The 12373-nt window shown below is 55.2% G+C and carries 17 protein-coding genes; all 17 read left to right on the top strand.

Annotation, left to right across the window (positions count from 1 at the left end; translation table 11 throughout):
• Positions 1-12 precede the first annotated feature (12 nt).
• The 17 genes from motA to CU048_04660 all read left to right on the top strand — a co-directional run bounded on the left by motA (position 13) and on the right by CU048_04660 (position 12328).
• A complete protein-coding gene (motA, locus tag CU048_04740) occupies positions 13-897 on the top strand; it encodes a flagellar motor stator protein MotA (GenBank protein QBR70701.1) in 885 nt (294 codons plus the stop codon).
• Positions 898-902: 5 nt separating this feature from the next.
• Entirely contained in the window at positions 903-1841 is a 939-nt protein-coding gene (locus CU048_04735; protein QBR72661.1) for a flagellar motor switch protein FliM, read from the top strand.
• Positions 1842-2055: 214 nt separating this feature from the next.
• A complete protein-coding gene (gene fliN / locus CU048_04730; protein ID QBR70700.1) occupies positions 2056-2382 on the top strand; it encodes a flagellar motor switch protein FliN in 327 nt (108 codons plus the stop codon).
• Positions 2383-2384: 2 nt separating this feature from the next.
• The gene (locus tag CU048_04725; GenBank protein QBR70699.1) at positions 2385-3416 is read left to right on the top strand and encodes a flagellar motor switch protein FliG; all 1032 of its coding nucleotides are present in this window, start codon (positions 2385-2387) and stop codon (positions 3414-3416) included.
• Positions 3417-3433: 17 nt separating this feature from the next.
• The gene (gene flhB / locus CU048_04720; GenBank protein ID QBR70698.1) at positions 3434-4516 is read left to right on the top strand and encodes a flagellar biosynthesis protein FlhB; all 1083 of its coding nucleotides are present in this window, start codon (positions 3434-3436) and stop codon (positions 4514-4516) included.
• An 11-nt stretch (positions 4517-4527) separates the two neighbouring features.
• On the top strand, positions 4528-4974 hold the full coding sequence (locus tag CU048_04715; protein QBR70697.1) for a hypothetical protein: 447 nt from the start codon (positions 4528-4530) through the stop codon (positions 4972-4974).
• 199 nt (positions 4975-5173) lie between these two features.
• Positions 5174-5554, top strand: coding sequence for a flagellar basal body rod protein FlgB (flgB, locus tag CU048_04710; GenBank protein ID QBR70696.1), 381 nt, complete (start codon positions 5174-5176; stop codon positions 5552-5554).
• A 3-nt stretch (positions 5555-5557) separates the two neighbouring features.
• On the top strand, positions 5558-5980 hold the full coding sequence (locus CU048_04705) for a flagellar basal body rod protein FlgC (GenBank protein ID QBR70695.1): 423 nt from the start codon (positions 5558-5560) through the stop codon (positions 5978-5980).
• Positions 5977-6288 carry a flagellar hook-basal body complex protein FliE gene (locus CU048_04700; GenBank protein QBR70694.1) on the top strand — a complete coding sequence of 104 codons (312 nt, stop codon included), beginning with the start codon at positions 5977-5979 and terminating at the stop codon, positions 6286-6288. Before CU048_04705 ends, CU048_04700 begins: the two co-directional genes overlap by 4 nt.
• Positions 6289-6297: 9 nt before the next feature.
• Positions 6298-7086 carry a flagellar basal-body rod protein FlgG gene (flgG, locus tag CU048_04695; protein QBR70693.1) on the top strand — a complete coding sequence of 263 codons (789 nt, stop codon included), beginning with the start codon at positions 6298-6300 and terminating at the stop codon, positions 7084-7086.
• A gap of 4 nt (positions 7087-7090) precedes the next feature.
• Positions 7091-7585 carry a flagella basal body P-ring formation protein FlgA gene (flgA, locus tag CU048_04690; protein ID QBR70692.1) on the top strand — a complete coding sequence of 165 codons (495 nt, stop codon included), beginning with the start codon at positions 7091-7093 and terminating at the stop codon, positions 7583-7585.
• Positions 7585-8694, top strand: coding sequence for a flagellar biosynthesis protein FlgI (locus tag CU048_04685; GenBank protein QBR70691.1), 1110 nt, complete (start codon positions 7585-7587; stop codon positions 8692-8694). The genes flgA and CU048_04685 overlap by 1 nt, the downstream gene beginning before the upstream one ends.
• A 79-nt stretch (positions 8695-8773) precedes the next feature.
• Positions 8774-9307, top strand: coding sequence for a hypothetical protein (locus tag CU048_04680; protein QBR70690.1), 534 nt, complete (start codon positions 8774-8776; stop codon positions 9305-9307).
• A 1-nt stretch (position 9308) separates the two neighbouring features.
• Complete coding sequence (locus tag CU048_04675) at positions 9309-10013, top strand: flagellar biosynthesis protein FlgH (GenBank protein QBR70689.1); 705 nt, start codon at positions 9309-9311, stop codon at positions 10011-10013.
• Positions 10014-10031: 18 nt separating this feature from the next.
• A complete protein-coding gene (locus CU048_04670) occupies positions 10032-10529 on the top strand; it encodes a flagellar basal body protein FliL (GenBank protein QBR70688.1) in 498 nt (165 codons plus the stop codon).
• Positions 10526-11272, top strand: coding sequence for a flagellar biosynthetic protein FliP (gene fliP / locus CU048_04665; protein ID QBR70687.1), 747 nt, complete (start codon positions 10526-10528; stop codon positions 11270-11272). The genes CU048_04670 and fliP overlap by 4 nt, the downstream gene beginning before the upstream one ends.
• A 174-nt stretch (positions 11273-11446) precedes the next feature.
• A complete protein-coding gene (locus tag CU048_04660; GenBank protein QBR70686.1) occupies positions 11447-12328 on the top strand; it encodes a flagellin in 882 nt (293 codons plus the stop codon).
• Positions 12329-12373 lie beyond the last annotated feature (45 nt).

Below are 12373 nucleotides of genomic sequence, written 5' to 3'. Positions count from 1 at the left end.
CGGAGGTGACTCTTGGGTTTTGTAATCGGAATGGTCGTTGCCATTGGCTGCATCCTTGGCGGCTTTGCTGCCATGGGAGGGCACATCGCGGTTATTTGGCAGCCCTGGGAGTTTGTCATCATCTGTGGCGCGTCGCTTGGCACCTTTATTGTCGCAAATCCACTGTCGACGATCAGGGATACAGGGGGCGCGGCGATGGACGCGATCTTCGACCGCTCCCCGACCCAACGCCTTTATCTCGATGTTCTTGGCGTTCTTTACACGTTGATGCGGGAGCTGCGCGGCAAGGCTCGGAATGAGGTTGAAGATCACGTCGACAACCCCAATGAATCGACGATTTTCAAGAGCTTTCCTAAAATTCTGTCCGATAAGGATTTAACCAATTTCATCTGCGACTACTGCCGTTTGATCATCATCGGGAATGCGCGGACCCACGAAATTGAAGCCCTCATGGATGAAGAAATCCAGATTGTCAGCCGCGACAGGCTAAAGCCCTATAACGCGCTGATGGCCGTCGCCGAAGGTCTTCCCGCGCTCGGAATCGTCGCCGCGGTCCTTGGTGTCATCAAGGCGATGGGTGCGCTGGATGAAGCGCCCGAGATCCTCGGTCACCTGATTGGAGCGGCGCTGGTTGGAACCTTCGCCGGAATTTTCATGTCCTATGGGCTGGTGCAGCCGCTGGCGCAGAAAATCAAGAGCACCCGCGAACAGCGATGTCGACTCTACATTATTGTTAAGCAAACGCTCTTGGCCTTCATGAATGGGGCGATGCCGCAAATCGCGCTTGAACATGGGCGTAAGACTATCTCGGCACATGACCGACCGACGATCGATATGGTCGAGCACGAGACTGTGTCGGGTCGCACCGGGAAGGCGGACGAGCAGCAGGCGGCATGACGAACATGCAAAAGATCAATGGTCGCGGTTATGCGCTGAAAAGCGCTTCGGAAAGGCTACTCGATGCGGCGGGCGTATCCGTCGACCGCATGCCGATGCTGCAGGTTATCTTCGACCGTTTGGCGGCGCAGGGCTCAGAGATGTTGCGGCAGCTATCTGCATCGATTGCACTTTTTACGGTCGACTCAATTAGCACGGTGCGCATCGGTGAGTTCCTTGACGAGGTCGATGGTCAAGTTGTTGTCGGCATCATTTACGCGCAGGCTTGGGATTCGCGCTTGCTGGTCGGGCTCGACCACAATTTTATTTTTGCTCTCGCAGAGACCTTGTTCGGAGGCGATGGCACGGAGCCTCCGGCCACTGAGAAGCGGGCGCTCTCAAATATAGAACTTCGACTCGCCGAAAGAGCCTTTGAACTGTTTGGAAAGGCGCTGCATACGTCCTTCTCGACGGTATGCGATACAGTTTTTAAACTCGATCGTGTCGAAACACGCGTTGATTTTGTCACTCTCGCACCGCGCACCGCCTTTGGCATAATGACCAAAATGAAAGTTAGGCTTCTTGGTCGCGAAAGCGAGATGTTTGTGTTGATACCGCAATCGGCGTTGAATTCCATTCGTCAGGAGCTGGTGCGCCATACCGCAAGCGATATCTCGATTCGCGATCCACGTTGGACCAAACAGATTCAAAGCGAAATCGGACGGACTGAGATCGCGGTCCGGGGCGTGATTGAAGAACGTCACTTCACCCTAGGCGATATTGCCGGTTTGGAAATCGGCAAAGTTTTGAGCTTGCAGGCGACGGCCAAGTCTCGCGTCAAACTCGAGTGTAACGCAGAGCCGCTATTCTGGTGCGATTTGGGTCAAGGGGATGGCCTTTATACACTGCGTATTGATGAATTCGTCAATCAAGAACAGGAATTCATTGAAGACATTTTGCGATGAGCGCTGGGAGCTTTTCATGAACGCAATCTTTCACCCCATCGAAGGCGTTGCGCATTGGAGAGTTCCACATCGTCATGCGCTCGGGCCTATCTCCGCTTCGCCTGGCCGCGCTCCTCGATCCAGGGAATCTTTCTGTAAGAGTCGGCACGTCAGGCACCGCTTCCCTATTGGAGAGCAAGCCGTTCTTCATTCGCAATCGACGGAGTGAATTATCATGTCATTGAACGAGATATTAACCCCAGAGTCGTTGGAAGAAGACGCTCCGGCTAAGTCGCAGTCCAGCCGAAACCTTGAATCGATCCTCCGCATTCCTGTTGCCGTCCAGGTTGTACTTGGCTCCGCGATGATGCCGGTTTCAAATCTTCTCAAACTCGGGCGTGGTGCGGTCATTCCCCTCGATCACCGGGTCGGCGAACCGGTCGATGTTATCGTAAACGGCAGGCTGATCGCGCGCGGGGAGATTGTTGTCGTCGAGGACGACAATTCCCGGTTCGGGGTCTCGCTGACCGAGATTGTCGGACCTTCCGGCGTGGTTGACTAAGAATGGTCCTCGCCGCCTCGAAAAGCGTCCAAGGTTCAAAGTCCCTTAAGGGAGTGGAAAAGGCCGCCGCCTTGCTGCTGACAATGGGGAAGCCGCTGGCAGCGCGGCTTTTGAAGCATTTCGATGCCAATGAATTAAAGCAAATCACGCGGGTGGTCGCTGAGCTGGGAGCTGTGACGGTCCCGACCCTCGAAGGGCTGGTGGAAGAATTCGCGGGCCAATTCGCCAATGGCGTTGATTTGATGGGCTCGCCGGACGAAGTCGAGCAGATGCTTGAAGGTATCCTATCGCCAGAGCAAATTGCCGACGTTATGTCCGATGTGACAGGTCATACAAATCAAGCAATGTGGGAGCGGCTGTCCAATGTTCCGGAAGCTGTTTTCGCTGGATATCTGACCAAAGAACATCCGCAAACCGCCGCCCTTATCGTCTCGAAAATCAATCCGGCCTATGCGGCCAAGGTCATGGGTCAATTACCACGAGACCTCCGCAATGAAATGATGCGGCGGATGCTCAATATCGCCCCGGTGACGGAATCGGCCGTCAAAATCGTCCAGGGGCAGCTGCAAGACGATCTATTGTCGAATGTATCACGCCAAATTGGCAGCGATCAAAATGCCAGGCTGGCAGATATCATCAACAAGATGGAGCGCGATCAGATGGAAGACGTGATGCAAAGCCTGGCGGCTGCCCGTCCCCGTGCAGCCGAGGTGTTGCGCGGCCTCATGTTTACGTTTGATGATATCGTCAAGCTGCACGCGAAGGCGCGAAGTGTGCTCTTTGACAAAATTCCCACCGAGTTGGTTGTGCTCGCCTTGAAAGGTACGGACATGGCGTTTCGCGATTCGATCCTCTCATCTCTTGCGGCAAGGGCGCGGCGCATCGTCGATAGCGAGCTGGCGAACGGTGGCCCGGCCTTGCAACGCGACGTGCTCAAAGCGCGTAGGACGATCGCCGACACGGCTCTTGAGTTGGCGGGCAACGGCGAAATCGAACTCAATTCGTCCGAAGATGAGGAAGAGTTTTTAGATTGATCTGGCATTGAACCGCGATGGAGCAATCAGCCGACAAAGACAGCAGAACCGAAGAGGCAACTGAGAAAAAGATTTCTGACGAAACGGAGCGCGGCAACCTTCCCGTCTCCCGCGAGGCAGCAACTTTTGCAACCATCGTCGCGATGTTGGCGGTTGCCGTCTTTATGGCGCGAGACTTTCTCAAATCGACAAGTTTTATCCTCGAACAATTGTCCAGCGATCCCACTGGATGGTCGCTGCAAACCAGCGTTGATGCGGTTTCCCTCTTCAAGGTTTTGGCTTGGGAAATAGCGCGCCTCTTGATTCCCGTATTTTCAGCGCTGCTTGCCGCGGGGCTTGCGTCTAACTTCCTTCAGCATCCGCCCCGAATTGTGTTTGATCGCATCAGACCGGACCCTAAACGCATATCTTTGGTCAATGGGTGGCACCGCATATTCAGCGCACGCGGCCAGCTGGAATTTATCAAGAGCGTGTGCAAATTGATGCTCATCAGCGTAATGATCTTCATCCTTTTTCAGTGGCAGCGTAACAATCTGATCGATGCCATGGCGATGGATCCGGATGCAATACCCGAATTGATTTTGATGATCGCCACGCGTCTTTTGGCGATTGTCTGTGTCGCGACGATCGTTCTCCTCGCGGTCGATCTCTTGTGGGTTCGCGCGCATTGGCGTCGGGATATTCGCATGAGCAAACAGGAGATCAAGGAGGAGTTCAAGCAGATCGAGGGCGATCCCTTGATGAAAGCCAGGCTGCGTTCATTGGCGCTCGATCGCCGGCGTAAAAGCATGATCGCTGCAGTGCCCAGAGCAACTTTAGTCATCGCCAATCCGACCCATTATGCCATCGCGCTCCGCTATATACGTGAGGAAGGCGGCGCGCCCCTGGTTCTATCCAAGGGAAAGGATCTGGTGGCGCTTAAGATTCGAGAGCTGGCCGAGAAGCATTCAATTCCGATTGTCGAAGACAAAGCCTTGGCGAGATCCATGTATGACAGCGTCGAAATCGACAGAAGCATTCCACCTGAATTTTATAAGGCTGTGGCAGAGTTAATTCACATTCTCTATGCTAAGAGTCGCGGCAAGACAGCGATCAAGTGAAAGCATTTGCAATGTTGCGCAGCCAGCGACGTGGGCATGTCGAGCTCCGGGCGATCGATCTCAGCGTGGGCTTGGAAGCCGTTGCGGCCGAGCTGCGGCTGGTCGATCCCGCCGACTATATTGCCTATATCCGGGACGAGAAGTTAGCCAATATCCAGGATATTGTGAATTCGTCCTTGGAATTGTTTTTCAAGCCCAACACGCTCTCATTTGGCTGGGGCGCCGACTTCGAACTTGAGTGGCATGCACCGCCCGCGATTATTCTCGACATGGAGTTTCGTTATCACTCCGTTTGGCTCGTCTTCAGGCTGATCCTGCGCGCTTTGCAGTCCAATGTCTCGATTGAATATCTTTCCCTCGGTAGATCGTCGAGCTGTGCGGAGCAGGACATGGCTCGTCTTGTCTCCGCATTGACCGACGCCCGTCTGAACACTTTGGATCTTTACGGCACGGGTTAATCGCGGGACCGGCGAGAGCTTCCAGCGCGCCGGCGCCTTCTGCACGCTTGGCCGGAGCCCAGAGCAAGGCAACAGCTGTACCGCGCGGGCGCGCGAGGTCGTGTTTCCGGACAGATTGCCCATCGGTCGCTCACGTAAGCCCCAAGCAAGAATTGTTCTCCATTTTACCTTTGAGAAACAATGATGCGCGGGATTGTAGATGGAATCGGTTCACCTCTTTGAACTGGCGTCGCAACGGACTCGATGGCTGTCGGCGCGCCAGATCGCGGTTGCGGAGAATATCGCCAACGCAAATACGCCGGGCTACAAGGCCGCCGACGTCGTGCCGTTTGAGGCCGTGTACAATGGCACGCGGCTTTCGATGGCCGCGACCAGCACGGCTCACATTGGCGTCGATCCCATGGCTCCGGAGGACGTCTCCGTCAAGGATGGACCTGCATGGGAAGTGACGCACTCGGGCAATTCCGTTGGTCTTGAACAGGAGTTGCTGAAGGCCGGCGAGGTCACCACCGCTTACTCCTTAAACAGGGGCGTCGTGAAAGCCTTCCATCAAATGCTAATCGCCAGCCTGAAGGGATAGAGCATGATCGATCCTATCGACGCCGCAATCAAGATTGCCGGTTCTGGGCTGGAGGCGCAATCGACGAGACTTCGCGTTGTGTCAGAAAATTTGGCAAACGCTCACGCGACCGGGCCGACGCCGGGATCAAGTCCCTATGCCCGAAAGACCGTGACATTCGAGAGCCAGATGGATCAAGCCGCGGGCGTCGATCTTGTGAGAATCAAGAAGGTCGGCGTTGATCGAACGCCCTTTCGAATTGAACAGGATCCAGGCAATCCGGCTGCCGACGCCAAGGGCTTTGTCAAACTTCCGAACGTCGACATGTTTATGGAGATGGCGGATTTGCGCGAAGCGAACCGTTCCTACGAAGCCAATCTCCAGGTCATTAAACAGGTTAATAATTTATCGTCAATGACTCTCGATCTCTTGAGGAGTTCATCATGATCCCCGCTCTTTCTCTTGCTGGTTCATTGCTTGAAGCCGCCGCGTTGCCGCAGTCTTCATCACCGGACCAGACAGGTTCCGCTGCGGCGCAAAACTCAGATTTCAATCAAATATTTGCCGGAGTGGGCGCGGCGATCGACAATCTAAAAAATGGCGAATCCGCATCGATTTCGGGGCTGCAAGGTCAGGCGTCGGTTCAGCACGTTGTCGAGTCCGTTATGAGTGCCGAGCGGTCGCTTCAGACGGTGATAGCGGTTCGTGACAAAATCGTCTCGGCCTACCAGGCGCTAAGCCAAATGGCGATTTGAGGACGTAACATGAGAGCGCTCTCCATCGCCGCGACGGGCATGGCCGCCCAGGATCTGAATGTTCAGGTCATCGCCAACAATATCGCCAATATCAACACTACAGCTTTCAAGCGCGCGCGCGCGGAATTCACCGATTTGATCTATCAAGCCGAGCGCCTCCAAGGGGTTTCGAGCCGTGGTCAGAACAATACCATCCCGGAGGGCGCACAACTCGGCCTCGGCGTACGCACAGCGGCGATTCGAAACCTCCATATCCAAGGTGCCCTGGCGAATACGGGAAATCAACTTGATCTCGCTCTGAGCGGGCGCGGCTGGTTTCAGGTCACGGGTTCGGACGGCGAGACCATTTATACCCGAGCAGGTTCTTTTAATACCAATGCGAACGGTCAGATTGTCACTGCGGATGGCTTTGTTGTGAATCCCGCGATGACCATCCCGACCAATGCGGTTGCTGTCACGATCAGCCAATCTGGCCAAGTGTCAGTCACGCTCGCAGGTCAGACGGCGCCCCAGCAGATTGGCCAGTTCACATTGGCCAACTTTGCCAATGAGGCAGGCCTCACTCCCTTGGGCGGGAACTTCTATCAACAATCCGAGGCTTCCGGTGCGCCGGTCGTGGGCGTTCCGGGGGACCCTGGGGTTGCGATGATCAGCCAAGGCTATCTTGAAAGCTCGAACGTCGATCCGGTCAAAGAAATCACCGAACTCATTGCCGCGCAACGCGCCTATGAGATGAACTCGAAGGTCATTCAAGCGGCCTCGGAAATGGCAAGTACGATTTCGAAGAATCTGGGATGAGCTGATGCTTAAAGGCTGGCTTTCTCGTTTCTTCACCGTGCGGGCAAGCATTTGCCTCATCGCTCTCCTCACGCTTGCGTCCGGAAGCCAGCTCTGCGCGGCTGAAACGCATCGACTCCCGGTGCCGGGCGTAACCATCTATCCAGGGACCATCATCCGGGACGCCTGGCTCGTAGATCGTGAGTTTTCGGCGGATCTTGAGTCCATGATCGCTAATGCGATCGAGACGCGGGCGGGTGTCGTCGGGAAGGTCGCTCGGCGGACTTTATTGCCGGGTTCACCCATTGCCTCGAGTTCAGTCGCCGAGCCAAAGATTGTTTTGCTCGGTGCGAAAATTAGGCTTCTTTTTGAAGAGGATGGTCTGGCGATTACCACTTATGGCACAGCGCTCCAATCAGGAAGTGCGGGGGACCTCATTTCCATTCGAAATCTCGGCAGCGGGCTGATCATATCCGGCACTGTACAAACGGACGGGTCGGTCCGTGTCGGTGGCAATTGATGCCGCGATTATTGGCCATATTTCTTTCTTGCCTGGTTGGCTGGTCGGCCACCGCCTCCGTGCGTATCAAGGATATAACCACGCTTCAGGGCGTTCGCGAGAACCAGATTGTGGGTTACGGGCTCGTTGTCGGGCTGCAATCCACAGGTGACACGCTTGCAAATTCGACCTTTACCGCGCAGTCCCTGCAATCCATGCTGGACCGGATGGGCGTCAACACCCGCGGTGCTGTTCGCGGCAACGTTCTACGAACGCGCAATGTCGCCGCCGTTCTCGTAACCGCCGATTTGCCGGCGTTCATTCAGCCAGGATCACGAATCGACGTCACCGTATCTTCCTTGGGTGACGCCACGTCCTTGCTCGGGGGCACTCTCGTCCTGACGTCGCTCTCAGGCGTGGACGGCCAGACCTATGCGCTCGCTCAAGGTCAGGTTGCCGTTGCGGGCTTTTCAGTGGCAGGCCAGGCGGAAAGCATTACCCAGAATGTCGCGACGGCCGGCCGCATCCCGAATGGCGCGGTCATCGAGCGGGAAGTCCCCGGTCAGCTGCGGGACATTGGGCCGCTCATGCTCGTCCTGAAGAATCCAGATTTTGCAACTGCGGTAAGGATCACGGATGTCATCAACGCTTATGGGATGCATCGCTATGGGACTCGCCTCGCGCATGAACAGGACCAACGCTCTGTGTCACTGACCCGGCCGTCTCGGACGGGAACCGCTCGATTCGTCGCCGAGCTCGGCGAACTCACCGTCGAGCCTGACACGCCCGCGCGCGTCGTCGTAGATTCGCGAAGTGGAACCGTCGTCATCGGACAGGACGTACAGATTTCCACAGTTGCCGTTACGCAGGGGAACCTCACCGTTCAGATCACCGAAAGGCCGCTCGTTTCGCAACCTGCGCCCTTTTCAAGGGGCCGAACGGTCGTGACGCCGAACACCGAGATCGACGCGTCCCAGCAGGCGGGGCCGATTTCCATCGTGCACGGTACAAACCTTCGCCGCCTGGTCAATGGGTTGAACAAGATCGGCCTGACGCCATCTGGGATTATAGCGATTCTTCAGGCGATCAAGTCAGCGGGTGCACTTCATGCGGATCTCGTTGTTCAATGACCCTCTGCCGAAGCGTTGCGGCAGCCCGAGGCAAGTTTGTTAGCTTATTCCTATCAAGCCTGCTGGAGGGGAGGCGATCATGGCCCGCGGCTCAATTCAATTTTACGCAAAAGGCATTCTTGTAGCAGTCGGCATCGCCTGTACGAATTTTTCCGCCGCCTGCCTTGAACAGAAGAAAGCAATTGCGACCAAGGCGGCCGAGCCGAATGCGCCCGTCGGCGACATGAAGCAGTTTTGCGGCAATAATCTTGCAATTGCAGGCGACGCCAGAATTGCCTGGCAAACCTCCAAACTTCGCGAGATCGAGGCAAAAATCAATCGGCGTATCGAGGAACTTGAGGCCATGAAGGCGCAATTCGTCGAGTGGTCAAAAAAGCACGAAGAGGCGCTAAAAAAGGCAAACGACGGACTCGTTTCCATCTTTCTGCATATGAAGCCAGATGCAGCCGCCTCGCAGCTTGCGGTAATGGATGACGCCACGGCAGCGGCAGTTCTCGCCAAGATTCCCGCGCGCGCTGCCAGCAGCATTCTGAACGAAATGGAAGCGAGCCGCGCGGCGCAATTGACCCGCACCATGATCCCGCCCGAGATCTCAGACGGCAAAAGATCCTGACATGAAGGCCTCTGTGCTTATTATGCTTTCCATTTCGCTGGCTGGGTGCGCCGGCGACATCAGGGAGATCGGAAGGGAACCTTTCATGAGCCCGGTCGGGACAGGCCTTGTGACAGATGTCCAGCCGACTGCAAGCGCACTGTTTCTCTCCTCCGGTCGGGGCGGTCATAAGTCATCGATTTGGGATGGAGGCAGAGCCGATATTTTCAGCGATCCGAGAGCCGCAAAGATTGGTGACGTTGTAACCGTTAACATCGCGATCAATGATAGGGCAACTTTCGGCAACGCGACGGACCGGTCGCTCTCCGCGCAGGTCGACACGGGGTTTGATTTCAAGTTCGATGTCAATAATCGAACCACAGAAGTAAAGCCGCAGTTCCAGTCCAGCGCGACCTCCGCGACACAGGGCCAGGGCATTATCGATCGCTCCGAAAAAATCCAATTGGCTATTGCAGCGGTTGTGACCGACGTCCTGCCAAACGGCAATTTAATCGTGAGCGGATCGCAGGAGGTACGCGTGAATTTTGAGCTGCGCCTGTTGAACGTGGCCGGAATCGTGCGTCCGCAGGATATCTCAAAAGACAATACGATCTCATATGACAAGGTCGCCGAGGCACGAATTTCCTACGGTGGGCGAGGGCGTATCATGGAGGTTCAACAACCGACATTGATTCAGCAAATCTACGACAGGCTGAAGCCGCTTTAACTCATAAATCGGTCGACCATGAGCCAATATGACCAGACGCCAAAGCTTACAGGAGCAACCGCGCCTTCAGGGCCCGCATGGTTCGGCGTGTTGATGATGCTTTCGCTTGTCGCGGTCGTTGCGGGAGCAGGGCTTGGGCTTCTGCTCTCGTCCATGGCGAACAATGCGACGCGGTTGGTCAGCGCCTCCAAAGGTGCGGTTCCGGACGGTAAATATGGTGGCCAAACGAGCCTCCGGGATCTGCCGCCCATCATCGCTAATCTTGCTGAACCAAGCGATGCCTGGATTAGGTTGCAGGCGTCGATCGTCCTAGATGCGGCTGTCCTTGCAAAACCAGACCTCGTTGCCGCAGAAATCGGCGAGGATATCCTCGGCTACCTGCGCACATTATCGTTAACGCAGATCAGCGGCGCAAGCGGTTTGCAACATTTGCGGGAAGACTTAAACGAGCGTGCGTCCGTTCGCTCCAATGGGCAAATACGAGAGCTCATCATCCAAACCCTGGTCGTCCAATGATAAGATACGCTTTCGTCGCTGTCCTTGTGGCTGTCTTTGCAATGGTTTTCGCGGCGGGTGCGTCCGCTCAAGTCGGGGACCTCAATTCATTAATTCCCCAGGGAAACGGGACGGCGGCCGGCCGCATTATTCAACTCGTTGCGCTCCTGACGGTTCTGTCTGTCGCTCCGGGTCTGCTGGTTATGGTCACCAGTTTTACGCGATTTGCCGTGGCCCTGTCTTTCCTTCGTTCTGGCCTCGGCTTGCAAAGCACCCCGGCCAATTTGATTCTGATCGGTTTGTCTTTGTTCATGACCTTTTATGTCATGGCACCAACTTTCGACCGAGCCTGGGAGAGCGGCGTCAAGCCGCTCATGGACAACAGTCTTTCGGAACAGGAAGCGTTCGGCAAAATCATTGTACCGTTTCGCGATTTCATGCTGTCGCAGGTCCGCGAGAAAGACCTCAAGATGTTCGAAGACCTTGCGAAAGATAGTTTTCAGACCAAGGATCAGGCGAAGGGTGAGATCAGAGTTCTGATTCCAGCCTTCATGATTTCAGAATTGCGACGCGGATTTGAGATCGGTTTCCTAATTGCGCTTCCGTTTCTCGTCATTGATATGATCGTGTCGACGCTGACCATGTCGATGGGAATGATGATGCTGCCGCCTTCGGTGATTGCTCTTCCCATTAAAATTCTATTCTTCATCTTGATCGACGGGTGGAATCTGTTGATCGGGAGTCTTGTCAGATCTTATGCATAACGAGATTTAAGCGTTTCGAGAGAGCGATATTAAGTCTTGTGCAATGCTTATTTGTTATCTGGAATCCATGGCAGGTTGGAGCTGACTTAAGCCTCCAAGGGCATCATGCCGCTCTGCTGTACCGGCGAAAATCCGGTATGTCCCCGCAGCTTCACCCATTTTAAGGGACATACAATGTCGAGCCTTCTGACCAATACCTCCGCGATGACGGCGCTCGCGGCCCTCACGCATACCCAGCAAAATTTGAGCAAAGCGCAAAACCAAGTATCGACCGGCCTGCGCATCTCAAGCGCCGCGGATAATGCCGCCTACTGGTCCATCGCGACCAAGATGAGTTCGAACGTCAGTGCCTTCGGAGCAGTGTCCGATGCGCTGAGTGAAAGCCAGTCAATGGTTTCCACGATGAGTTCCGCGCTCAACACCACGATCTCGGTGATGGACGCGATCAAGAACGATCTTGTTACGGCTTCGCAGCCTGGCGCCGATTTGACAAAAATCCAGACGGATATTTCGGCGCAACAGAATCTTCTTGTCAGTATCGGCAGTTCAGCCAATTTCAATGGCCAGAACTGGCTTCAAACGACGGGCGGTACTGTCAATCTCGTCGCGTCATATGATTCGACCAATGGCGTCAGTTTTCTAACCGTGAACACCGCCAACACTGCGCTGTTCGACACCACGACCGGCGCCACTAGTGGTATTCTCGGAGTCAGTGGAGCAGCCTTTACGGGCGCCTCGATTCTCACGCTGAACATCACAACCGCGACGGCCGGCGATCTGAAGAACATGCTGACGGACGTCGAAACCGCCATTAGTGCGATCACGACCTCGGCGAGCGTGCTCGGTGCGACAACGACAAACCTCTCGACCCAGCAAACCTATGTCTCCAATCTCACCGATTCTCTGACCACCGGCGTCGGTTCGCTCATTGACGCAAATATGAACGAGGCCGCCACCAAACTTGCGGCCCTCCAAGTTCAGCAGCAGTTGGGAATTCAGGCTCTCAGCATTTCTAATTCTAACACCCAGCTCATTCTGAAATTGTTTGGGATGTAAGGAAATCGGCATTAGCGAAAAAAGAGGATGGCCGCGTTTTCTTTC

Source organism: Beijerinckiaceae bacterium, assembly GCA_004564215.1.
Lineage (GTDB): Bacteria > Pseudomonadota > Alphaproteobacteria > Rhizobiales > Beijerinckiaceae > Methylocapsa.
Note: the sequence above shows the minus strand (reverse complement) of the source record. Positions and strands in the feature narration are given on the sequence as shown.